Source organism: Streptomyces sp. NPDC051636 (assembly GCF_044453765.1).
In the GTDB taxonomy this organism is placed as follows: domain Bacteria; phylum Actinomycetota; class Actinomycetes; order Streptomycetales; family Streptomycetaceae; genus Streptomyces.
On sequence record NZ_JBITDA010000022.1, the window covers coordinates 107,324 to 129,842 of the forward strand.

The 22,519-nt window shown below is 70.4% G+C and carries 23 protein-coding genes and 1 pseudogene; 17 read left to right on the forward strand and 7 right to left on the reverse strand.

All coding sequences use genetic code 11. The features are described 5' to 3' along the window. Nucleotides 1–179: 179 nt before the first annotated feature. Nucleotides 180–1,412 (forward strand): FAD-dependent oxidoreductase, encoded by a 1,233-nt coding sequence (locus tag ACIBBH_RS31060; RefSeq protein ID WP_399410296.1) that lies wholly within the window; start codon nucleotides 180–182, stop codon nucleotides 1,410–1,412. A 115-nt stretch (nucleotides 1,413–1,527) separates the two neighbouring features. Then, nucleotides 1,528–1,842: a winged helix-turn-helix transcriptional regulator gene (locus tag ACIBBH_RS31065; RefSeq protein ID WP_399410367.1), complete on the forward strand. Its 315-nt coding sequence runs from the start codon at nucleotides 1,528–1,530 to the stop codon at nucleotides 1,840–1,842. A gap of 518 nt (nucleotides 1,843–2,360) precedes the next feature. Here the strand turns inward: ACIBBH_RS31065 and ACIBBH_RS31070 are convergent. Beyond that, the gene (locus ACIBBH_RS31070; RefSeq protein WP_399410298.1) at nucleotides 2,361–4,115 is read right to left on the reverse strand and encodes a S8 family serine peptidase; all 1,755 of its coding nucleotides are present in this window, start codon (nucleotides 4,113–4,115) and stop codon (nucleotides 2,361–2,363) included. 112 nt (nucleotides 4,116–4,227) lie between these two features. Continuing rightward, a complete protein-coding gene (locus ACIBBH_RS31075; RefSeq protein WP_399410300.1) occupies nucleotides 4,228–4,692 on the reverse strand; it encodes a hypothetical protein in 465 nt (154 codons plus the stop codon). A gap of 541 nt (nucleotides 4,693–5,233) precedes the next feature. Here ACIBBH_RS31075 and ACIBBH_RS31080 point away from each other — a divergent pair. The 10 genes from ACIBBH_RS31080 (at nucleotide 5,234) to ACIBBH_RS31125 (ending at nucleotide 12,539) form a co-directional block, all read left to right on the forward strand. Continuing rightward, nucleotides 5,234–5,665, forward strand: a complete 432-nt coding sequence (locus ACIBBH_RS31080) for a peptidoglycan-binding protein (protein WP_399410302.1) — start codon at nucleotides 5,234–5,236, stop codon at nucleotides 5,663–5,665. 20 nt (nucleotides 5,666–5,685) lie between these two features. Then, a complete protein-coding gene (locus ACIBBH_RS31085; RefSeq protein WP_399410304.1) occupies nucleotides 5,686–5,952 on the forward strand; it encodes a peptidoglycan-binding protein in 267 nt (88 codons plus the stop codon). A gap of 230 nt (nucleotides 5,953–6,182) precedes the next feature. Beyond that, nucleotides 6,183–6,353, forward strand: coding sequence for a hydrophobic protein (locus ACIBBH_RS31090; RefSeq protein WP_399410306.1), 171 nt, complete (start codon nucleotides 6,183–6,185; stop codon nucleotides 6,351–6,353). Nucleotides 6,354–6,616: 263 nt separating this feature from the next. After that, on the forward strand, nucleotides 6,617–7,243 hold the full coding sequence (locus ACIBBH_RS31095) for a DMT family transporter (protein WP_399410308.1): 627 nt from the start codon (nucleotides 6,617–6,619) through the stop codon (nucleotides 7,241–7,243). 161 nt (nucleotides 7,244–7,404) lie between these two features. Next, nucleotides 7,405–7,722 carry an SCO4225 family membrane protein gene (locus ACIBBH_RS31100; RefSeq protein WP_399410310.1) on the forward strand — a complete coding sequence of 106 codons (318 nt, stop codon included), beginning with the start codon at nucleotides 7,405–7,407 and terminating at the stop codon, nucleotides 7,720–7,722. A gap of 100 nt (nucleotides 7,723–7,822) precedes the next feature. Continuing rightward, nucleotides 7,823–8,476 carry a maleylpyruvate isomerase N-terminal domain-containing protein gene (locus ACIBBH_RS31105; RefSeq protein WP_399410312.1) on the forward strand — a complete coding sequence of 218 codons (654 nt, stop codon included), beginning with the start codon at nucleotides 7,823–7,825 and terminating at the stop codon, nucleotides 8,474–8,476. Nucleotides 8,477–8,582: 106 nt separating this feature from the next. Beyond that, entirely contained in the window at nucleotides 8,583–9,257 is a 675-nt protein-coding gene (locus tag ACIBBH_RS31110) for a dienelactone hydrolase family protein (protein WP_399410369.1), read from the forward strand. Nucleotides 9,258–9,614: 357 nt separating this feature from the next. Continuing rightward, nucleotides 9,615–9,860 carry a ferredoxin gene (locus ACIBBH_RS31115; protein WP_399410314.1) on the forward strand — a complete coding sequence of 82 codons (246 nt, stop codon included), beginning with the start codon at nucleotides 9,615–9,617 and terminating at the stop codon, nucleotides 9,858–9,860. Beyond that, entirely contained in the window at nucleotides 9,850–11,244 is a 1,395-nt protein-coding gene (locus ACIBBH_RS31120; protein WP_399410316.1) for an NAD(P)/FAD-dependent oxidoreductase, read from the forward strand. Before ACIBBH_RS31115 ends, ACIBBH_RS31120 begins: the two co-directional genes overlap by 11 nt. Nucleotides 11,245–11,303: 59 nt before the next feature. Then, nucleotides 11,304–12,539 (forward strand): cytochrome P450, encoded by a 1,236-nt coding sequence (locus ACIBBH_RS31125; protein ID WP_399410318.1) that lies wholly within the window; start codon nucleotides 11,304–11,306, stop codon nucleotides 12,537–12,539. A 53-nt stretch (nucleotides 12,540–12,592) separates the two neighbouring features. Here the strand turns inward: ACIBBH_RS31125 and ACIBBH_RS31130 are convergent, their stop codons facing one another. Next, a complete protein-coding gene (locus ACIBBH_RS31130; protein ID WP_399410320.1) occupies nucleotides 12,593–12,943 on the reverse strand; it encodes a putative quinol monooxygenase in 351 nt (116 codons plus the stop codon). A gap of 538 nt (nucleotides 12,944–13,481) precedes the next feature. On the opposite strand from ACIBBH_RS31130, the gene ACIBBH_RS31135 reads away from it, so the two are divergent. Continuing rightward, nucleotides 13,482–14,450, forward strand: a complete 969-nt coding sequence (locus ACIBBH_RS31135) for an alpha/beta hydrolase family esterase (RefSeq protein WP_399410321.1) — start codon at nucleotides 13,482–13,484, stop codon at nucleotides 14,448–14,450. Nucleotides 14,451–14,468: 18 nt separating this feature from the next. On the opposite strand, the gene ACIBBH_RS31140 is transcribed toward ACIBBH_RS31135, so the two are convergent. Together ACIBBH_RS31140 and ACIBBH_RS31145 are read right to left on the reverse strand one after the other, a co-directional pair. Continuing rightward, nucleotides 14,469–15,119 carry a DedA family protein gene (locus ACIBBH_RS31140; RefSeq protein WP_399410323.1) on the reverse strand — a complete coding sequence of 217 codons (651 nt, stop codon included), beginning with the start codon at nucleotides 15,117–15,119 and terminating at the stop codon, nucleotides 14,469–14,471. An 88-nt stretch (nucleotides 15,120–15,207) separates the two neighbouring features. Beyond that, the gene (locus ACIBBH_RS31145) at nucleotides 15,208–15,486 is read right to left on the reverse strand and encodes an SUMF1/EgtB/PvdO family nonheme iron enzyme (protein ID WP_399410325.1); all 279 of its coding nucleotides are present in this window, start codon (nucleotides 15,484–15,486) and stop codon (nucleotides 15,208–15,210) included. A gap of 157 nt (nucleotides 15,487–15,643) precedes the next feature. Between ACIBBH_RS31145 and ACIBBH_RS31150 the strand changes: the two genes are divergently transcribed. Then, the gene (locus tag ACIBBH_RS31150; protein WP_399410327.1) at nucleotides 15,644–16,660 is read left to right on the forward strand and encodes a zinc-dependent alcohol dehydrogenase family protein; all 1,017 of its coding nucleotides are present in this window, start codon (nucleotides 15,644–15,646) and stop codon (nucleotides 16,658–16,660) included. Between the two features lie 352 nt (nucleotides 16,661–17,012). Here ACIBBH_RS31150 and ACIBBH_RS31155 read toward each other — a convergent pair. Then, a pseudogene (locus ACIBBH_RS31155) lies at nucleotides 17,013–17,418 on the reverse strand (YciI family protein). An 89-nt stretch (nucleotides 17,419–17,507) separates the two neighbouring features. Here ACIBBH_RS31155 and ACIBBH_RS31160 point away from each other — a divergent pair. From ACIBBH_RS31160 to ACIBBH_RS31170, 3 genes are all read left to right on the forward strand, one after another. Beyond that, nucleotides 17,508–17,960, forward strand: coding sequence for a glycosyltransferase (locus ACIBBH_RS31160; RefSeq protein ID WP_399410329.1), 453 nt, complete (start codon nucleotides 17,508–17,510; stop codon nucleotides 17,958–17,960). A gap of 212 nt (nucleotides 17,961–18,172) precedes the next feature. Next, nucleotides 18,173–20,320 carry an RNA polymerase recycling motor ATPase HelR gene (gene helR / locus ACIBBH_RS31165; protein WP_399410331.1) on the forward strand — a complete coding sequence of 716 codons (2,148 nt, stop codon included), beginning with the start codon at nucleotides 18,173–18,175 and terminating at the stop codon, nucleotides 20,318–20,320. A gap of 398 nt (nucleotides 20,321–20,718) precedes the next feature. Beyond that, on the forward strand, nucleotides 20,719–21,456 hold the full coding sequence (locus ACIBBH_RS31170) for a 4'-phosphopantetheinyl transferase (protein WP_399410333.1): 738 nt from the start codon (nucleotides 20,719–20,721) through the stop codon (nucleotides 21,454–21,456). A gap of 19 nt (nucleotides 21,457–21,475) precedes the next feature. Here ACIBBH_RS31170 and sbnA read toward each other — a convergent pair whose 3' ends face one another. After that, complete coding sequence (gene sbnA, locus ACIBBH_RS31175; protein WP_399410335.1) at nucleotides 21,476–22,501, reverse strand: 2,3-diaminopropionate biosynthesis protein SbnA; 1,026 nt, start codon at nucleotides 22,499–22,501, stop codon at nucleotides 21,476–21,478. Nucleotides 22,502–22,519 lie beyond the last annotated feature (18 nt).

Sequence of the window (22,519 nt, forward strand, 5' to 3'; positions counted from 1 at the left end):
GGCCGAGCCCGGACCCTCCACGTCGGCGGCGGCATGAGCGCCGGCCACCGAACGGCTCCGCCCGTCTCCCGCCTGCGGCCCGACAGGGGGCAGCCCTGCGCGCGGGTGCGGCCGCGCGCGTGGGGGAGTACGCTATTCATCGAGTGATGAATTAGGCTCTCCAGAAGGGTGGGGCTGTGATGGAGCGGACGACGTGTTGTGTGGTGGGGGGTGGCCCCGCGGGCATGGTGCTCGCCCTGCTGCTGGCCCGGGCCGGCGTCGCCGTGACGGTGCTGGAGAAGCACGGCGACTTCCTGCGTGACTTCCGCGGCGACACCGTGCACCCCTCGACGCTGGCGTTGCTGGACGACCTGGGCCTGGCCGAACGCTTCGCCCGGCTGCCGCAGCGCCGGGTGCGCACCGTCCAGCTGCCGGTCGGGAACGGCCGGTCCACGATCACGGTCGCGGACCTCGCGGTGCTGCGAGGCCCGTACAACTACGTGGCGATGGTGCCCCAGTGGGACCTGCTGGACCTCCTCGCCGACGAGGCCCGGCGCGAGCCGTCCTTCGAGCTGCGGATGAGCACCGAGGCGACTTCCTTCCTGACCGAAGGCGGACGGGTGACCGGGGTGCGCTACCGCACCTGCGACGGCCGTACCGGCGAGCTGCGCGCCCTCCTCACCGTCGCCTGCGACGGCCGCGGATCACTGGCACGCTCCCTGCCCGAACTGGGACTGCACCGCTTCGGCTGCCCGATGGACGCCTGGTGGTTCCGGCTGCCGCGGCACGAAGGGGACCCGTGCGGACTGGTCGGTGGCGCCGGAGACCGGTTCCTGACCGCGATGATCGACCGCGGGGACTACTGGCAGTGCGCCGCGCTCATCCCCAAGGGCACCGACACCGAGCGCCGTGCCGCCGGTCTCGACCGCTTCCGCGCCGACTTTGCCGCCGCCGTCCCCTGGATCGCGGATCGCACGCACCAACTGCGCTCCTGGGACGAGGTCAAGCTCCTCGACGTACGCCTGGACCGGCTGCGCCGCTGGCACCGCCCCGGACTGCTGTGCATCGGCGACGCCGCGCACGCCATGTCCCCGGTCTTCGGCATAGGGATCAATCTCGCCGTGGAGGACGCCGTGGCCGCCGCCCGGTACCTGGTCGAGCCGCTGCGCCGCGGGAACGTGGGTCTGCGCGACGTACGCGGCGTGCAGCGCCGACGCCGTCCCACCACGGTCGCCACGCAGGCGCTCCAGCGGACGGCCCATGCCCGCTTCATCGCTCCCGTCCTGCGGGGGCAGCCGCCCCTGGGCAGCGTGGACAGGGCACAGCGCATCGCAGGGCTGGTCACCGGGTCACGGTTGATACGCCGTCTGCCCGCGTACTTCATCGGCTACGGCGCTCTTCGAGAGCGTCCACCGGACGCGGCGGTGCACTAACTGCTCGGAAGTACCTGCCTTGACGTACGGTACTGACGTGGGAGTAACCGAAACGACGTTCGTGGACCGCGTTCGGATCGCCGACGGCGACGGGACATGCCCTCAGCGCCTGGTCATGGAGCACGTCACCAGCCGCTGGGGCACCCTGGTCCTGATCGCGCTGCTGGACCGCTCGTACCGTTTCAGCGAACTGCGCCGGGAGATCGGCAGGGTCAGCGAGAAGATGCTGGCCCAGACCCTGCAGACCCTGGAGCGCGACGGCCTGGTCCACCGCGAGGCCAAGCCCGTGATCCCGCCCCGCGTGGACTACTCGCTCACGGACCTCGGCCGGGAGGCCGCCGAACAGGTCCGTGGCCTCGCGCTGTGGACCGAGCGGCGGATGGCGGCGGTCCAGAAGGCACGCGAGGAGTACGACGCGGCGAAGGCGTGACCCGCACGCTCCTGCACCGTCACGCGAAGGTCTGCCGAGGGCGTCGGCGCCCTGCCCGCGCAGCTCGGTCAGCCGCGCCAGGACATCCTCGGTGGCGGAGCCGACGACCGCGTCCGCGCCGACGGCCAGCGCGGTCTCCGGCCGCGAGGGGATCACGCCGGCCACCACCACGTGCTCCACCCCGAGCAGCTTGAGGCAGATCATGTCGTGGCGCCCAGCCCGATCGGCCCGGCACCGAAGACCGCCACCTTGTCCGTGGGCCTGGCCCCGCAGCGGTTGACGCAACCACATCGGTCCGAAGAGCGATTCCAGGAAAACGCCTCCTTCGCGACCAGGAGCGACAAGCGCACGTGCGTCGCCCCTCCCCATCGTCGCCGAGGTGGGCCATCAACTGCGGTTGTCCGGCCGGGCGAGTTCGTGGATCGGCGCCGGACCCGAACGGCGCCCGTCCCTTGAAGGGGCGGGCGCCGCTCGATGATCCGGCTGTCAGGACGGCCTGCTTGTGCCCCCGCCGGGCCTTAACCGGTCAGGGTCGGGACGTAGGGGGACAGGGCAGGGGCGAGTTGGACGCCTGGGGCCAGGCCCAGGGCGACCAGGGCGTCCGGGAGGCCGCGGCCGAGGCGCGCCGCTTCCGTGGTACCCGGGGCGGCCAGCTGGCGGCAGCTGGCGGAGATGATGTCGAACAGGTGCCGCACCCGGCCGGGCCCACGCGGCAGCAGCTGGCCGTGGAAGTCCTCGTGGTGGGCGAGAACAAGGGCGGCAAGTCCGGCGATGTGGGCCGAGGCCGTGCCGGTGCCGTCCAGTGCCGTGTATCCGCCCTGCGGCGAGCACGACAGCACCGCCACGCCGGGAGCGACGGCGTCGACCCCCGGGCCGTAGCAGCTGAACGGCGCTGCGAACAGCCCTTCCGGTGTCAGCTGAGGGCCCACATGGGTGGCCTGGGACGTGTCCTGCGGGTAGGAACCGAAGACTCCCAGCGCGCCCACGGCGAAAACGGTCGGCAGCGAGCCGGGGAAGGCGACGGGCCCGCCCGTGTCGCCCGCGGGAGCGACGCAGGCGATACCCGCGGCGTTGGCATCGGCGAGCTTGCGGGAGACCAGCGCCGACGCATACGGGGCCGCCACCCCGATGTGGGCGACGTCGACCTCCTGGTCGATGCAGTGGTCCAGCGCGGCGATCAGGTCACTGAAGCAGCCGCCGGGCTGCACCTGACAGACCTCCAGCTCGGCGTCGACCGCGATGCCGATGATGCCCTTGCCGGTGTCCGCCCCGGCGATGATGCCCGCCGCGTGGGTGCCGGTACCGACCCTGTCCTGGGCCCAGCCCTCTTCCGTACGGCGGACCAGATCGACCCCTGAGCGCGCCCGTTGCTTCAGGTCGGGGTGCTCCGAGGCGACCCCCGACCCGATGACCGCGACCCTGATGCCGAAGGCGCGGAACGTGGGAGGCAACCGGTCCAGCCGCATGGCCTGCTGGCCCCAGCCGTACTGCTGCCTCTCGTGCAGCCCCGGGTACACCTTGTCCAGCGGTGTGAGGGCGATCAGGTTCTCCTCGGTCACCGACAGATCGGGACGGCTGATCCAGCGGTCCGCGTAGCCGCCCGCGGGCCGGACGTACAGGGACTGCACGGATTCCGCGGTTTCCGTGGCCAGCGTGACGGTGACCGTCCCGTCGGCGCTGGTGATGCCCTGCGCCGGCCATGACGAGCCGATGAGGTACACCCCGGCACCGGCCAGTGGCTCGCCCTCCGGGCCGCACAGGCGCAGCGAGATTTCCACGGGTTGTTCGAGCGGCGCGACCAGCGCCGGATCGCGGAGCGGCAGGATCCCCGCAGTCGGGGTGACGGCGGGGCCGGCGCCGGACAGCGGCAGGTCCGGCTCGATGTGTACGTGCAGCGACCGCATCGCAGGCACCTGGTCCTGGGCCGCCTCGACGACCGCGATTTCCGGGCAGGAGGGGGGCAGTCCAGCCGATTGCAGCTTCTCGGACGGCTGAAGCCTGCGGACCACCTTGACCTCTGGCATGCGCTCCAACCGGTCGCACACGGCGTCCATGCTGAGCTCGGACACTCCTGGCGGGAGCAGGTGCTGCGGCAGCGGTGCCACCATGTACCGCTCGCGGCGCTGCTGCACCGGGCGCGGTGACCGCGCGCCCTTCTTGTGCTGCCCTGCTTGTCTGCCCTCAGGTTCGGATCCGCCGGCGCCGCCCGCCTCGGACCCGTTCGCGCGGGCGCTTTCGGGCCTTTCCTTGACCATCACGTCCACCTTCACCACGCCTACGTCGTAACTTGTGCTTCTGATCCGGCGACGGGGCGGCTGGCGCTCACACGCTGATGCGGTGTGCCCGGGAACAGCTCCGGGCACACCGCATCGCGCCGCCCTCAGGTCAGCCGATACCGAACGGCTGACCCATCTGACCGAAGCCGAAGCCAGGCTGCTGGTACTGCTGGCCGTACGGCTGCTGACCGAACGACTGCTGGCCGAGGCCACCGCCCCACTGCTGCTGGCTCTGCGGGCCCTGCTGGCTCTGCTGAAGCAGGGTCACGATCGCGGTCGGCAGCGCCTGCTGCACGGACTGTTCCACAGCGTGCCGGATGCCCGTGTGCAGCGCGCGGTGCAGCGCCAGAGCCAGGTACGGGTGGGCCTGCTGGGCCATTCCCGGCTGCTGCTGGAGCTGCTGCTGGATCTGCTGGATCTGCTGGAACGTCTGCTGCACTTGCTGGGCCACCTGCTGTGCCGTCTGCTGGCACGCCTGCTGGATGGCCTGCTGCACCATCTGGGAGATCTGCTGCGGGCCGCCCATCTGAGGGCCGCCCTGCTGCAGAGGTTGGGTACCGGTCATCACCGACATGAATGCTCCATTCGATGCCACCAGGGGAAGCCGACATTGGGGTGTCGTCGGCTTTGTCATAGAACATGACGAGCTGAAGCTATTTCGGCTCTGACCTCACCGCAAATCGGACAACTCGCACGCTCGAGGGCCCGGCCTCGTCCGGAACGGGAATCGTGCCGCCGACCGGGTGAAGTCACCGCGGACCGCACTCGCCCGCCCTGAAGGGCAACGCTCCTGACCCCCCGGCTCGTGGCCGAACGGGCCGCGAGCGACGGCACGTCGGCCGAGCGACTGCGCCGGCTGCCGCTCTCAACGATGGACGACGTCTTTTCCGCGCACCCTCGGCGCCGGCGTCGCCTGGTGCGCCGGCTTCTGCATTCCGTCTCGATATCCTCATTTCGGTGACAATGGTCGCCGATTCAAATGTCACCTTGTCAATCAGCTGTTTTCACAGCGCCGGCTCCGAAGGCCCATCGACGCTGGTGGCGACGAGATCGCCGTCCATCGCGGTCTCAGTCTTCCGCATGCAGGCAGTGATGGATGCGCCTAACATAAAAACATGGAAACAGAGGGCGCATACTACACAGTTGAGACGGGCGACACTCTGTACGAACTGGCTCAAAGGTTCGGAACCACCGTCGAGCGGCTTCAAGCGTGGAACAACATCCCCGACGCGAACTACATCCAGGTCGGCCAACTCCTGATCGTCAGGCAGGACGATTCCGGCTACGTCCCGTTCCCGGGAGCCGCATGGTTCAGGACTCAACCCAACAGCCCCATCATCAGCATGATGGGAATTCGCCTGATCGAAGAGGGATGTTCGAAATACGGCCCGAGCGGCCCACCCTCTCAATGGACCGCACAGCACCGTGACTCCTACGCCATGTGGCAGCGGAAGCTCGGGTACAAGGGTGCGGACGCGGACGGCTGGCCGGGAGAAAAGTCATGGACCAAGCTCCGGGTTCCCTATCCCAGCGAGGTCTACGCGTAGGCACGTAGAGGAGACACCACGTGGCCACTCAGATCTGCAACCACACCAAGACTCGGCCAACCATCAAGCGCGGCGCGTCAGGGACAGCGGTAAAACAGGCGCAGTGCTACCTGAACAATTCACTCAGGGGGCAACGACTCGCCGAGGACGGGGTTTTCGGGCCGGTCACCGATGCGGCGACACGGAAATTCCAGCAGTGCGCGGACATCACGGTCGACGGCATCATCGGAGCCCAGACCTGGTCGCATCTGACCTTCTGGGCCAACAGCCCGGACTTTGTGTGCTGAACGCACGGCGCCACTCGTAAGTCGCGCCGGAATCCCCTCGGGTTCGTCCGGGGAAACGGGCTCCCACACGCCGTTGACCACATCGACAGCGGCGTGTCCGCCCGGACGGAGGCGTGCATACGCGTGGGGAAATCGGGCCGAGTCCCCGCAGAGGTGGTGACCAAACCTGTTGCATCCGACGTGTGTTCCGTCGCGTGCCGGGCACCAGGACCGCCGGAGGTTGATAAAACATGGTTCCCCTGCTTCTGGTTCTCCTGCTGGCTCTGATCCTCTTCGGCGCGGGCTTCGCGCTGAAGGCGCTGTGGTGGATCGCTGTGATCGTGCTGGTCGTCTGGCTTCTGGGCTTCGTGGTCCGAGCGGCGGACAGCGGCGGCCGCAGGAGCCGCTGGTACCGCTGGTGACCCAGCGATACCAGTGACCAGCACCGGCCATCTGTGGGCCCCGTGGAACGCCCGGGGCCCACAGGCGTGCCCTGGACGACTGCCGGCGCCGCCCGCTGCCGACCGGAACTGCCGTCCTGACGCGGCGGCCTGACCCTCGACGACCTCGACGGCCTCGTCGACCGCCCCGGCTACTCCAAGACCCGCATCGGCGTGCTCCTGAGCCACACCGCCGCGAGCGGGGTCCGCGCCCGTGTCACACCGGACCGATGACCTTTTTGCGCATGTGCCCGAAGACCACCGACGTCATACGCAACGAGGCCGAGGCAGGCGGCAGTTCGCGTCGGCTGGGGTACATCCTGCTGCTGCTCGGCGGGCCGGCCCGGGCCGGCCGCAACGTGCTCGGCAAGCGCGCGAGCGCCGGCCAGGACGCCGCGGGCGTCACCTACCACCAGATCCTGGCGGGCGCGGCCGGCTTCCTCCTCGCGTCCCTGCTGGAGGCCGACGACTGGCGGATCCCGGGCGCGAGCGCCTCATCGCTGCCGCTCTACCTGGCCGTAGCCTGCTCGGTCGGCGGCTGCCCGCCCTACGACCACGGCCTGCGCAGGATGGCGTCGAGCGTCACGGTCAACATCCTCCACCTGGTCCCGGTCTTCGGCGCCATCGGCGCCGTCGTGATCAACGGGGAGTCGATCCGGCTCGCCCAGGTGACGTGCGGCGTGATCATCATCGTCGGGGTGGCGCTGGGCATGATCGAGCGGGGACAGGGAGCCGCGGCGAGGCCGGATGCCCGGGGAAGCGAGTCTTCCGGGACTGCGACCGCTCGGACCTCGGCGGACGCGGGGCCCGTGCCGGACGAGCCGGAAGCGGCTGTACCGACCGCGCATCGAGTGATCGACCGGGCTACGTAGCCGACAGTGTCGCGCGGCCGGGCGCGGGATGCCCCGGCGCCGCACTCAGACCGCACACCATGCGTGGGCAACCAGGGGATCTGAGTAGCTCAACCCATGTCCCACCGTGCGTCCGCCGGTCTACTGGACACACACATCCACGGAGCCGTCGAAGGGACGTCATGGACAGCTGCACCACTGCCCGCTCGGATGGCATACGGACCGCGGTGGCGCGAAACCGGCTGAGCTGGCTGTACCTCGCGGTCACAGCCGCCGTTCTCACCTGGGCGGTGACCGACCAGGCCTCGCTCACGCATACGGACGCCACCTTCTCCGCCGTCTGGCCACTGCTGCTCACGGCGCCCACCAGTTGGCTGTTGCTCGTCCTGCCCGCGGAGTCGCTCGCCGTGTACACCGGAGTCGTCACTCTGGCCGCGGTCGCGAACGCGTGGTTCATCGCGAAGCTCATCCGCACGGCCCGGGGGTCCGACCAAGAGTGACGGCCGATCCGGCGGACAGGCTGCACGTGGCCAGGATCAGCGACGCGTCGGATGCCGTTCACGCTTGTCCGCCGTGCCGGTACGGCACTACCGTGCCGAAGTGGATCTCTTCTCGCGCTCTTGGGCGGCGTTGCGCACCGCGGTGGGTGAACTCTGCGAACAGGACTGGGAACGGCCGTCCGGCTGTGCCGGCTGGCTCGTGCGGGACCTGGTGTGCCACCTGATCATCGATGCCCAGGACGTCCTGATCACGCTGGTCACGCCCGCCGAAACCGAACCGACCGTGGACTCGGTCACCTACTGGAACCTCGTCGAGCCCCCGACCGGCGAGGACCCGCTCGACGCACTGATCCCCCGGCTGGCCGCCGCGTACGGCGATCCCAGGTGGCTCAAGTTCCATTTCGACGACGTCGGGTCCGCCGCCGGACGCGCCGCCGAACTCGCCGACCCGGGCGTCCGCGTCAGCACCCGCGGCGAAGTGCTGACTGTCGGCGACTACCTGTCCGCGTATGTCCTGGAATGGACGCTGCACCACCTCGACCTGATCGCGCACCTGCCCTCGGCCGCCGAACCGCCCGCCGAGACCCTCGTGGCTGCCCGCGCGTCGCTGGAAAAGATCGCCGGGGCACCGTTTCCGGCGTCGTTCTCCGACAAGGACGCGCTGCTGGTCGGGACCGGACGTCGCGCTCCGACGGACGCCGAGAAAGCCGCGCTGGGTGAGCCGGCCGCGAAGTTCCCGCTCGTGCTCGGCTGAACGAGCCACGAGATGCGGGCCTCTCGGGGAGTAATGGGTACGCGGTGGAGGACATCCGGGTCGTATCGATCCGCCAGGTCGGCAGACGTGGAAGAAGCTGATGTCGATGATCTCCGAGATGGTTCTGGTGCACACGGACGACGCCGTCCTCCCCGGTGACCTCGTCCTCCCCACAGCGGCGCGGGCCGTGGTGCTCTTCGCGCACGGCAGCGGCAGTTCCCGGCACAGCCCGCGCAACCGGATGGTGGCCGGCGAACTGCGCACCGCCGGGTTCGGCACGCTGCTGTTGGACCTGCTCAGCGAACGGGAGGAGCGGCACGACGCGCTGACCGCCGAACACCGCTTCGACATTCCGTTCCTGGGCCGACGGCTCGTGGCCGCGATCGACTGGCTGGGGGCGCAGCGCGACACCCATGGGCTCCCGGTTGTCCTGTTCGGCGCCAGTACAGGCGCTGCCGCCGCGCTGGTGGCCGCGGCCGAGCGGCCGGACCGAGTGCTGACCGTGGTCTCGCGGGGCGGCAGGCCCGATCTTGCGGGCGACGCTTTGCAGCACGTGAGCTGCCCGGTACTCCTCATGGTCGGCGGCCAGGACGAGCACGTGCTGGAGCTGAACCAGGAAGCGGCCCGGCTGCTGCGGGCCCCGCACTCGCTGCATGTCATTCCGGGGGCGACGCACTTGTTCGAAGAGCCCGGCGCTCTGGAGGAGGTCGCCGAGACGGCCAGGCAGTGGTGCGAGGAGCAACTGCGATCGGTGCGGGAGGCGGCACGGGAGCAGAAGTGACCGGGCAGCCAGGCGGACGCCGGTCATCGCGGGCGTCATGGCCCGGAAGTCGAGGACGACGGCCGCTTCCTCGTCGTCCTGGTGCCGGCAAACCTGGCCGTCAGCCCGTCGAACACCCGGCGGGGGAGGGCGCAGGGGTGTGCCTCGACCTGAGCGGCCGTGCCGGGCCCGCGGTCCCGGCGGCGTTCTGACGCGGGGCTCACCCGCCGGGCCGGAACGGCAGTCACTCCTTCGGCGGACCAGGGCGAGCGCGGGACCCGCCGCAGCTTCGATGCTGGCCTGGGGAGATGACCGCAGTCCGAGGGCCCCGTCGAGCGCGGCTTCCCTGGGACCTGGCCGCGGAAGAGCGGAGCACTGATGAGGCTTGTCGTCGATCTCAACAGATGCCAGGGATACGCGCAGTGCGCCTTCCTCGCACCCGAGGTGTTCTCCATGCACGGCGAGGAGTCACTCGTCTACAACCCACGCGCCGAGGACGAGCACCGGGAGAAGGTGGCGCGCGCCGTCGCGGCCTGCCCGGTGCGGGCGATCACGGCCGACGGACCGGGCGAAGCGGACCACGTGCCCGCACAGCCCGGGCAGGAGACGTCCGATGCCCGTTGAGGAGTTCCACGAGTGGCTCAGGCGCGAGGGCCGGATCGTGATCGTGGGGGCGTCGCTGGCGGGTCTGCGGGCGGCGGAGACGCTGCGCGCCGAGGGCTTCGCCGGCTCGCTCACCCTGATCGGAGACGAGCCGTACGAGCCGTACGACCGGCCGCCGCTGTCCAAGGCGGTCCTGCTGGGCAAGGCCTCCCCGGACCGTACCGAGCTGCCCCGACGACGGGAGGTCCGGGCCACCTGGCGGCTGGGTGTCGCGGCGACCGGTCTGGACATGGCGGCCAAGCGGGTGCGCCTGGCCGACGGGGACGCGGTGGAGTACGACCGGCTGCTGATCGCGACCGGCGTGCGCGCCCGGCCCTGGCCGAACGAGACGGAGGCCCAGCTGGACGGGGTCTTCGTGCTGCGGACCCGTGACGACGCGGTCCGCCTGCACCGGCGGATGAAGGCCGCACCGCGCCGGGTGGTGGTCATCGGCGCCGGGTTCACCGGTTCGGAGATCGCCTCCGCCTGCCGGGACCAGGGTATCGAGGTCACCGTGGCGGAACGCGCCGACGCTCCCCTGGTGGGCGCGCTCGGCGGGGTGATCGGCGCGGTCGCGGCGGACCTGCACCGCGAGAACGGCGTGGATCTGCGCACCGGCGTCATGGTCACCGCACTGGAGGGTGACTCGGCGGGCCGGGTGCGGGCCGCCCGTTTCTCCGACGGCAGCGTCGTCGAGGCGGACGTCGTGGTCGTCTCCCTCGGCGCGACCCGCAACACCGAGTGGCTGGCCGGCTCCGGGCTCGGCGCCGGCCCCCGCGGCATCGCCTGCGACGCGGGCTGCCGGGCCTTCGACTTCCGGGGCATCGTCACCGACGACATCTACGCCGCCGGTGACGTCGCACGTTCCCCGAACCCCCTGTTCAACTACCAGTTCCTGTCCCTGGAGCACTGGGGCAACGCCGTGGCCCAGGCCGAGGTGGCCGCCCACAACATGATCAGCGCCAGCTCGGAGCGCCGCCCGCACATGTGGGTGCCCGCCTTCTGGTCCTCCCAGTTCGGCGTGAACATCAAGTCGGTCGGCGTGCCCTCCATGGGCGACGAGATCATGATCACGCAGGGCTCGCTGGCCGAGCGGCGGTTCACCGGGGTGTACGGCTACCAGGGACGCGTCGTCGCGGCCGTCAGTTTCGACAACGCGCGGTGGCTGGAGTTCTACCAGCGACTGATCGAGACGGGCGCGCCGTTCCCGGTGGACTTCCCGACGGTGGACCGGCGGCCCGAGGGCCGCAAGCCGGTCACGGCCGACTTCCCCGACCCGTCCCTGCCGACCCACGGCCCGACGGTGACCCTCAGCGGTTACTCGCCGGCCGACCGGCAGCTGGTCTTCACCCCGGCCCACCACTGACCGACGCCCGGCCGTCCGCTCCGGCGCCGCCACGGACCTTCACGCCCCGAGGACACCTCATGACGCAAGCCTCGATCCTGCGCCAGATCACCGATTACGCCAATCGTGCCAACCCCTATCCGCTGTACGAGGAGCTCCGCAAGACCCCGGTGCTGCACGAGGAGGAGGGCGGTCCCTACCTCATCAGTTCCTACTGGGACATCCTCAGCCTGCTCCACGACCCCCGGATCAGCTCGGACGCCACCAACCTCGCCGCCGCGGGCACCGACGAAACGGGCAGCGCGGAGGAGACGGGGCTGCCGCCGAGCTTCATCCGGCTCGACCCTCCCGAACACGACCGACTGCGGCGGATCGCCAACCGTCCCTTCGGCCCGCCGCACACCCCCCACCGGGTCGACTCCATGCGCGACGAACTGGCCGAGATCGTCTCCGGGCTGCTCGACGACCTCGGGGACGCCGGACAGATCGACGTGGTCGACCAGTTCGCCTACCCGTTTCCGGTGACCGTGATCTGCCGGCTGCTCGGGGTACCGCGCGAGGACGAGCCTCGTTTCCGCTCCTGGGTCGACCCGATCGTGGCCGGCCTGGATCCGGACACGGGCAACGACACCGCCGAGCGGCGCCGCGCTGCGCAGGAGGCACGGCTGCAGCTGGGCATGTACCTGGCTCAGCTGGCGGAGCAGCGCAGCAAGGAGCCTCGCGAGGACATGCTGTCCCAGCTGGTGACGGGTCACGGCGAGGACGGGTCCATGACGATGATGGAGGTGCTCAGCACCGCGGTCCTGCTGCTGATCGCCGGTCACGAGACGACGGTCAACCTCATCACCAACGGCATGCTCACCCTGCTGCGCCACCCGGCCGTCCTCGACAGGCTGCGCAACGACGCGGGCTTGGCCGTCAATATCGTGGAGGAGCTGCTGCGTTACGAGCCGCCGGTGCAGCTTGTGCCCCAGCGCACCTGCATCGCGGACATCGAGGTACGAGGGGTCACCATTCCGAAGGGTTCGCGGATCTGGCTCGTGCTCGCCGCCGGCAACAGGGATCCGGAGCGCTTCCAGGACCCCGACCGCTTCGACCCGGACCGCGAGGACATCGAGCACCTCGGCTTCGGCAGCGGGATCCACAGCTGTTTCGGCGCGCCGCTGGCCCGGCTGGAGGCCCAGCTCGCGCTGTCCGCGCTGGCCCGCCGCCTCGACAACCCGCGCCTGCTGGAGGACCCGCCGCCCTACCGGCACAACGCGGTGCTGCGCGGCCCGCGCCATCTGAACCTCGGCATCGACGGGTTGCGTCCCTGAGGGTTGCCGGGGACGGTTCACGGCGCGACAGGCCGGCCGGCAGCCCGGCGGGGTCACCCGGGGGAGGGCTTCTGCCCCTGTTCGGGAACCGCCATCTCGCCCAGGAGCGACCAGTCGTCCTGTGGAACGGTCATGTTCACGATGCGGGGCGTCTCGGCCAGATGGCGCGGCAGCGTCTGCTGCGCGGCCCTGAAGTGCTCGGACTGCACATGAGCGGCCCCTGCCTCGTCATCACGGAAGGCCTCGACCAGGAAGAACTCCGTCGGGTCGTCGACACTTCGCGACCAGGCGAACCAGAGACACCCGGGCTCGCTGCGCGTGGCCCCGGTGAAGTCGGCGGTGATCTCCGGCCACCGGTCGGCATGCTCAGGACGGACTCGGAACTTGGCGGTAATGAAGATCATCGGCTGCCTCTCTGGTGGACCCGGGCGTCTCGGCCGCGGGTGCCGGTCCGCCGGCGACCAGACGGCCGGCCCGGGCCGGGGTCCGTGGCGACGACAGGATCGTAAGGCGTCGTCGGCCGTTGTCGCTGAACGCTGATCCGCGGCGCGGTCGAGCCGCCCCGTAAACTCACCCGAACCGTACGGATTCCCTCTGCCGTGTTGCAGCCCGCCCGGCAGGCGGGGGCCCCCTTCCGTGCCGGTATCGGTCAGGATCGCCGGAGCGAGGCGGGGCAGGGCCGGCCGTCCCGGCAGTCGTAGGAGCACAGGGCGGTCGTGCCCGGCAACCGTGCGTACGGCGGTGCGAAACCGTCGGTGAGAGGGGTCCTCGACCGGCCTCGGGACTTCCGGACTGTTCACCCGTCGGGGGCGTGGCCGGTCTTCCTGCCCACGGCAGAGGCCGGCTGGTGGGAGACCACACCTCTGCCGGGCCCACTTGCAGCAAGCGCATTGTGGCGTCCGGCCCCATACCGCCGCTGTGTCAGGCTCCTACCATCCGGGCATGCCCACCACAGCCGCACGCCTGACAGCCGCCTTCGTGGCCCTCGTGGCCGCCCTGGCCGCTGGACTCCTCACACCCGGTACGGCGGCCGCGGCCGCCTCCCTCACCGAAGTCACCGGTTTCGGCTCCAACCCCGGTGCGCTGCGCATGTTCCGCTACGACCCCCCGGACCTGCCGGCGAACGCCCCCGTCGTCGTCGCCCTGCACGGCTGCACCCAGGACGCCGGCTATGCCGTCAACAGCGGCTGGACCACGCTCGCGGACCGCTGGCACTTCTCCGTCGTGGCACCGCAGCAGACCACGAACAACAACTTCAACAACTGCTTCGACTGGTTCCAGCTCGGGGACATCGAGCGGGGCGACGGCGAGGCCGCCTCGATCGCGCAGATGGTGGACCGCCAACTCGCCGACGTCCAGGGCGACCCCTCGCGCGTGTTCGTCACCGGCCTGTCCGCGGGCGGCGGGATGACGGCCGTGATGATGGCGGCCTACCCGGAGAAGTTCAGGGCGGCCGGCATCGTCGCCGGGCTGCCGTACGACTGCTCCAATGCCGCCGGTGGCCCGTACCCCTGCATGTACGGGTGGGCGAACCAGACGCCGGCCCAGTGGGGCGACCGTGTCCGCCGAGCCCGCCCCGGCTACACCGGCCCCTGGCCCGCCCTCACCGTCTTCCAGGGCTCCGCGGACGGCACGGTGAAGCCGTCGAACATGACGGACCTGGTCAGGCAGTGGACCGACGTCCAGGGTGCCGACCAGAGCGCGGACCTCTCCGACACCGTGGCGGGTTACCCGCACCGGGTCTTCACGAACCCGTCCGGGAAGTCCGTGGTCGAGACCTACGGCATCACGGGGATGGGCCACGGGCAGCCCGTCGACCCGGCAACCGGGTGTGGGGCCACGGCCCCGTACATCCTCGACGTCCACCTGTGCGCCGCCTACCAGCTCGGTCACGCCTGGGGCCTCGGCTGACCGAGAGGGCCGATACCGTCAACTCCCGGTCGGACGGGAGCGCTCCCGCCGGTCGCGCCGCGATCGGCGGGCCTCCGCCAGCAGGGGCAGCAGGGAGAGTACGACTACCACGGCGACCAGCAGCAGCAGGTAGTCGTCGACGTGGGAGACCGACGATCCGAGGAGGTATCCGGTGAGGACGAGACTCTGCGACCAGAGCAGGCCGCCGACGGTCTGCCAGACGGTGAACGTCCGCGCGGGCACGTCGAGCGCGCCGGCCATAGGGTGCAGCACGGTCCGCACGATGGGAACGAAGCGGCCGATCACGAGTGCCTTGCCGTATCCGTACCGGGCCAGGAGCCGCTCCGCCCGCGCCGCGCCCTCCTTCATGCGCCGGTTCGAGGTACGGGCCAGCAGGCGCCGCCCGCCGTGCCGCCCGAGCAGATAGCCCATCTGCCCGCCCGCCACGGCCCCGACGGCCGCGCACACCAGCACTTGCCACAGCTGAAGCCGGGGCGCCTGATGACCATCGGCCGCGCACAGCACACCGGCCGGGAACAGCAGGGTGTCACCCGGCAGGAAGAAGCCGACGACCAGCATGCCCGACTCGGCGAAGATCACCACCAGGACGCCCAGCGCACCGAAGGCAGCGAGCAGCGAGGCGCTGTCCGTCGGATTGACGGCGATCATCGCCTTCGCCTCCCGGCCCTGCTCGTCGGTCGCGTCTCCCCCAGTCTCCCGTGACCACGGCTCAGGCGCCTGGACGGGTGGCCGCGGATCAGCGCGCCAAGGAGCGTGCGACGCGGAATCCGACGTCGTCGACGCGAAAGGCGGGATGGCCGCGGCGTCTGACGGAGGCCCGGCAGCTCCAGTGCTCGTCGAACCAGCCACCGCCGCGCAGCACCCGGTAGCCGGGGAGGCGGACCGGCTGCTGGAGACGGCCCCCGGGGTGGCCGACGGCCTCGCCGCCTCGCGCGGCGCCGGCCCGCGACGCGGTCCAGACGGCACAACAGGGGCTGCCCTCCGAAATCGCATCCCAGCATGACACCGGTCGCACCCGGGAAAGAGGGGAGATTTCACTCCCTGGACGTTCTCCTCCCCGGATGCGTTTCTCCGCTTTTCACACCTGCCCCCAGGTGTGAGTCTCGATCGTGAGCAGCCGTTCCTGACCCCGGCTGCGGCACACCGACCCTCGCACTGAAAGAAGCACCCCCATGCGCGGAGCAGTCATCTACGCCCCCGGCGACGTGCGTCTCGAGGACCGCGACGAGCCGACGATCCTCCAGCCGACCGATGCGGTCATCCGCACGGTCGCCACCTGCGTGTGCGGCTCGGACCTGTGGGCCTACCGCGGCCTGGAGCCCGTGGACGAGCCCCACCCGATGGGGCACGAGTACGTCGGCATCGTCGAGGAGGTCGGCAGCGAGGTCACCTCGGTCAAGCCGGGCCAGTTCGTGGTCGGCTCGTTCGCCACCTCGGACAACACCTGCGCGAACTGCCGCAACGGCTGGCAGTCGAGCTGCCTGCACCGCGAGTTCATGAGCACCTGCCAGGCCGAGTACGTCCGCATCCCGCACGCGCACGGCACCCTCGTCGCCACGGACGACCACCCGGCCGACGAGTTCGTGCCCAGTCTGCTCGCCGTCTCCGACGTGATGGGCACCGGCTGGTACGCCGCCCTCGCCGCCGAGGTCCAGCCCGGCTCCACGGCCGTCGTGGTCGGAGACGGGGCGGTCGGCCTGTGCGGCGTCATCGCCGCCAGGGAACTCGGCGCCGAGCGGATCATCGCCATGAGCCGCCACGAGCCCCGTCAGAAGCTCGCCCTCGAATTCGGGGCCACCGACATCATCAGTGAACGCGGTGACGAAGGCATCGCCCGCGTCAAGGACCTCACCGGCGGCATCGGCGCCGACTCCGTACTGGAGTGCGTCGGCACCGCCGAGGCCATGCGGCAGGCCCTGCGCTCCGCCCGGCCCGGCGGCAACGTCGGCTTCGTCGGCGTCCCGCACGACGTGGCGATCGACGGCCAGGAGCTGTTCTTCTCCCACGTCGGCCTGCGCGGCGGCCCCGCCCCCGTACGCCGCTTCCTGCCCGACCTGATCGACCGGGTCCTTGCCGGCCGCATCAAACCGGGCAAGGTCTTCGACCTCGTCCTGCCCCTGGAGCAGGTCGCCGAAGGTTACAAGGCGATGGACGAGCGCCGCGCCATCAAGGCGCTCCTGACGCCCTGACCAGGCCCCCTGCCGGGGCCGGGCAACACCCCTGCCCCGCCGGCCCGGCCGTCGCCGGTACGGCCCCCGGACTCCTCCCTCGGCCTGACCGGACCGCCCCTGACCGGCGCCGTCATCGCCGCCCTCATCCCGGTCCCGCTGATCACCCCTCGCCGTCCGAGCGACTCCGGGAACCTCGCGCGTCGTGCGCAGCGCACATCCCCTGCACAGTCGCGAGACGAGCAGCCGGTTGACGTTCCGTCAGCGAGGACGACGTTCTCGCCGTCGACCGTTGTCGGCGCGCTCGTGCAGCCAACCGCCAGGTGCCGTCGCGTGGTGCGTCCTTGGTTCATGACGGCCGCCCGCCGAACTGTCAGTCGTGGACCTCGGATGCCGGCATACCGGTCCTGGGTCAGGACGGCGCGTGCCGTGCCCGGGTCCGGGGCCCGCAGCAGCACCGTCGTACCCAGCCAGGTGACGCCGTCGTCGACCAGGTACCGGTTGCCACCGGTCCGGCCACCGGGGAAATCCCACATGGTGCGCCCCAGCATGTTGCGCCACCGGCGCAGCAGCACGTCGCGGCACGCGCCGGCCTGATAGTTGGGCTCGTCGAAGGCGAACGCGCGGGCGGCAGCGGGATCCGGCAGGTCGACGATGTGCACGCTGTCGGTGGGCGTGTCACCGTCGCGGCGCGCCGCTCCGTGAGGAGGTTGTCCGTCCACAGCGGACGACAAAGGGTGAAGGCAAGGAGGTTGCTCACTCCTTGCCACTCTCAACATATAGCGCACCGGGGGGCTTGCGGCAAGGCCCCGGTCGTGGCGCAGAATCGCCGACCTGAGCCAGAATCTGCGGAAAACGGAGTCGCGAAGTGCGTGTGCTGTTGTCGACGCATGGGTCACGCGGAGACGTCGAACCGCTGGTGGCACTCGCGGTGCGGTTACGGGAACTCGGCACGGAGGCGCGGGTGTGCGCGCCGCCCGACGAGGACTTCGCGCAGCGGCCGGCCGGTGTCGGCGTGCCGCTGGTGCCGGTCGGCCAGTCGGCGCGCGCGCTGACGACCGGGGTGCCGCCGCCGTCGTCGGCGAACCTGTCCCAGCGCGCGGCCGAGGTGATCGCCGGCCAGTTCGACGCGGTCACCGCGGCGGCCGAGGGATGTGACACGCTGGTGGCGACCGGCATGACGACCACCGAGTCCCTGTCCGCCGCGCTCAAGACGACCCTGACCCCCGAGACCCGCGCACGAGCGAGGGCCGTGGCCGGCACCGTCCGCACCGACGGAGCGTCGGTGGCCGCGAAGCTGCTGCTCGACGCGGTCGGCTGAAAAAGGCCGCCACCGTCCGCATGAACCACGCGGGACCGTCGAGCCGGGACCCGGAACACGAGAACCCGCACACCCTGGCGATCTGGTCCGACAGCGGCCATGGGGCCACGTCAGGGGAGCGTTGCCCGTCATGGCCACCAGGAACGCAACGCCAGTCCAGACGCCTTGCCGCGCACAATGGCCGCGAGCGACCTCAGATCGGAGCCGATGACGTGAACCCGCTGACCACCAGCGTGTTTGACCTTCCCGACCGCCTTTCCCCCAAGGCCGACCCGACGCTGATCGCGGGTGACGAGCAGCACTTCGCGGCCATCGCGGAGTGCCTTGAGCAGGCGATCGCCGAACTGTCCGACCGCCTCGATGCCGAGCGCAGGGCGCCCGGCGGCGTGGGCCGGCAGGCGATGGACCGGGACGCGGAGATCCACCGGCTGACCGCTCGCCTGCGCGCACTGCGCCGATTCGGTCTGGACCTGTGCCTCGGACACATGATCAGCACGGACAACTCCGAGCCGGTGTACGTCGGACGACTTGGCCTTACGGACAGCGCGGGTCGTCGGCTGCTGGTCGACTGGCGCTCCCCCGCGGCCGAGCCGTTCTTCGGAGCCACCCACGCCAACCCGATGGGCCTGGCAAGCCGCCGCAGGTATCGCTGGACCCGCGGCCGGATCAGCGACTACTGGGACGAGGTGTTCACCCCGGGCGGGTTTGCCGGGCACGCCGCGCTCGACGACCAGTCCGCCTTCATCGCCAGCCTGGGCAGCAACCGGTCGGCGCGGATGCGAGACGTGCTCGGCACCATCCAGGCCGACCAGGACGCCATCATCCGCGCGGGATCCCGCGGCGCTCTCGTCGTCGACGGCGGTCCTGGTACGGGGAAAACCGTCGTCGCCCTGCACCGCTCGGCCTACCTCCTCTACTCCGATCCCCGCCTCGGTCACCGTAGGGGAGGCGTGCTGTTCGTCGGTCCGCACCGGCCCTACCTGGCCTACGTCGCCGACGTCCTCCCCAGTCTCGGCGAGGAGGGTGTGCAGACCTGCACCCTGCGGGACCTCGTCGCCGAGGGAGCCGCAGCGGCGGTCGAGGACGACCCGGACGTGGCCCTCCTGAAGTCCTCCGCGACCATGGTGAAGGCGATCGAGACAGCGGTCAGGTTCTATGAGGAGCCGCCCGCCAAAGGGATGACGGTCACGACCCACTGGTCCGACATCTGGCTGAGCGCCGACGACTGGGCCGTCGCGTTCGAAGCGGCAGAACCCGGTACTCCGCACAACGAGGCGCGCGACCAGGTCTGGGAAGAACTGCTCACGATCCTGGTGGACAAGCACGACGGCGACGTCTCGGCCGACCTGCTCCGCAAGTCGCTGCGGCAGAACAGGGACCTGCTCACGGCCTTCAACCGCGCGTGGCCGCTGCTCGAAGCGGCCGACCTCGTCGGAGACCTGTGGTCGGTACCCGCCTACCTGCGGATGTGCGCTCCCTGGCTCAGCCGCGATGACGTTCACAAGCTGCGGCGCGAGGACGCCCAGGCCTGGACGGTGTCCGACCTGCCGCTCCTGGACGCGGCACGGCAGCGGCTCGGCGACCCGGAGGCGGCACTGCGTGAGCGTCGGCGCAAGGCCGCTGTCGCCGCCGAACGCGAGCAGATGGCCAAGGTCGTCGACACCCTGCTCGCGGCCGATGACGACGGCGAGGGCGCCGTGACGATGCTGCACGGACAGGACCTGCAGGACGCCCTGGTCGACGAGACCGCACTGCCCAGCACCGACCCGGACCTGCTCGCCGGCCCGTTCGCGCACATCGTCGTGGACGAGGCTCAGGAACTGACCGACGCGGAGTGGCAGATGCTGCTGCTGCGGTGCCCGTCCCGGAGCTTCACCATCGTCGGGGACCGCGCCCAGGCCAGGCACGGGTTCACGGAGTCGTGGCAGGAACGGCTCGAGCGGATCGGATTCGACCGGATCAACCTGGCCTCCCTGAGCATCAACTACCGGACGCCGCAAGAAGTCATGGCGGAAGCCGAGCCGGTCATCCGGGCCGTGCTCCCGGACGCCAACGTGCCGACCTCCATCCGCAGCAGCGGCGTCCCCGTCGTACACGGGTCTGCTTCCGATCTGAGCTCTGTCCTCGACACCTGGCTCGCCGCACATGCCGACGGGATCGCCTGCGTCATCGGCGATCCCACGTTCCGGGCGACGCCCCGCGTCCGGTCGCTGACCCCGGAGCTGTCGAAGGGGCTCGAGTTCGACCTGGTCGTCCTTATCGACCCAGAGGCGTTCGGCAAGGACATCGAAGGAGCGGTCGACCACTATGTCGCGATGACCCGAGCGACCCAGCGACTCGTCATCCTCACGAGCTCCTGACATCAGCCGGCGAACGCCCACTCCAGGCAGAGTCGCCGGCGTCCCCGGACGCCGCACACCACCGGTGTACGTGGGCTTCGGCAGCATGCCCATCCGCACCTCGAAGGACGTCCCCGGTCGGCCGTCGAGGCGCTCCTCGCGCGAGCCGGGGAGCGTTGAGCCGCGGCAGCAGCGCCCCAGCGCGGAGTGCCGCCGCGTCGCCGGCTGGAGCGGCAACGGTGGCACGAAGGGTGCGCGAGAGGTGCAGGCGGGTGAAACTGCTGCTATGGCCTGGCCAGCGCAGCTGACTCCAGTACCACGGCGCCACGCGGTGGCTGCCCCGGATCGCAGGCTGGGCCGGCGTCGGTCTGGCGACCGGCTCGTCGCAGAGGCCGCGCCGCGCGAAGGTGTCTGGGGTCGTGACGTCCGTGACCCGGGATGAGAGGCGCGGTGCCATGCCCTGGCCTTCCAGCCGGAAACCGGCGGTGTCCATCGTCGGGCTCCTGCCCGCCGTCGTGAGTGCGGCGCAGATGGTGGGGCGCGATTCCGAGGTGCGGCTCCTGCCCGAGGAGGCCGAAGCTCTGGGTCGGGTGGCGGAACACAGGAAGTGGGAGTTCGCCGCCGGCAGGACTTGCGCCCGGCGCGCCCTGCGAGCGCTGGGGCGGCCGGCCTCCCCGATTCTGATCGGGACGCATCGCGAACCGGTGTGGCCGCGGGGGATTGTCGGCAGCATCACGCACTGCCACGGCTACTGCGCCGCGGCAGTGGCGCTGGAGCAGGACCTGGCCGCGATGGGCATTGATGGCGAACCCCACGACCCATTGCCGGCCGATGTCCTGGAAGCGATCACCAACCATGCGGAACTGGCGGCCGTTGGTGACCTGCCCCGCGGGCGTGTCCACTGGGACCGGGTCTTGTTCAGCGCCAAGGAGAGCATCTACAAGGCGTGGTTCCCGCTGACCCGTAAGTGGCTGGACTTCACCGATGTGTTCGTCACGGTGGACTCTTCCGACGGAACCTTTCACGGGCGTCTGCTGGAGCCCGTCATCGACACGACGGCGCCGACTGGGTTCGACGGGCGTTTCGCGGTTTGCGCCGACCTTGTGCTGACGGCCGTTACGGTGGAGTGCTCCCGGCCGTCAGTGATCGAGGGGTGACAGCCCGCGCGTCCGACGCCTACGGCCCGCCGGGCGACCGCACGGACGGTGCTGATCGGGTTTCAAGGGGATCAGCGTGGGGCGGCGCATCGGTGGGCAGGACATCGTCACCGTAGAGATCATGTATCCAGTTGGCTTGGTAAATGGTGTCGAGGTAGCGCTCGCCGAGGTCCGGGGCGATGGCCACCGCAGTGGGGCGTGGGGTGTCGCATCGGGCCAGCCAGTCGATCGCCCCGCTGACCACGGTGCCCGTGGAGCCGCCGAAGAGGAAACCGTGGCTGGCCAGGCGATGGCAGGCCCGGATGGTGTCGGCCTCCTCGACTTGTATCGCCTCATCCACGTACGACGTGTCGAGCAGGGGCGGCCGGATGCTCATGCCCAGGCCGGGGAGCATCCGGCGTCCGGGCTTTCCGCCGAAGGTCACCGAGCCGGCCGTATCGACCGCGACGATCCGCACGGGGCGGTGCCAGTGCCTGAACCAGCGGGCACAGCCCATGAGCGTTCCGGTGGTGCCCGCACCGACGAACAGGACGTCAAGATGAGGGAACCAACGCGCTATCGCCGGCGCTGTCCTGTGGTAATGCGCCTTCCAGTTGTACGCATTGGTGTACTGGCTCAACCACACATACCGCTTGTCCCGAAGGCACCGCCTGCGGATGTCGTCGAGACGAGCACCGAGGAAACCACCGTCCGGGCTCGGCTCGGTGATGACGTGGACCTTGGCGCCGAGCGCCTCCATCAACAGCCGGGTCGACAGGTTGCAGCGCGAGTCTGTCACACACAGGAACCGGTAGCCCTTGCTGGCCGCTATCACGCTCAGAGCCACACCCATGTTGCCCGACGAGGACTCCACCAGGATGGAGTCGGGCGTCATCACCCCAGCCCGTTCCGCGGCCTCGACCATCTCCGTGGCCGGTTTCAGTTTGATGGAACCGGCGAAATTGAAGCCTTCGCACTTCAGGAACAGCGGAAGCCCGAAGATCGACTGCAGGTCGACGTAGAGGTCCTCCTCGTTGAAGCCGTACGGCTCGGATATGACTGGCACGATGGCCTCCGTGGGTTG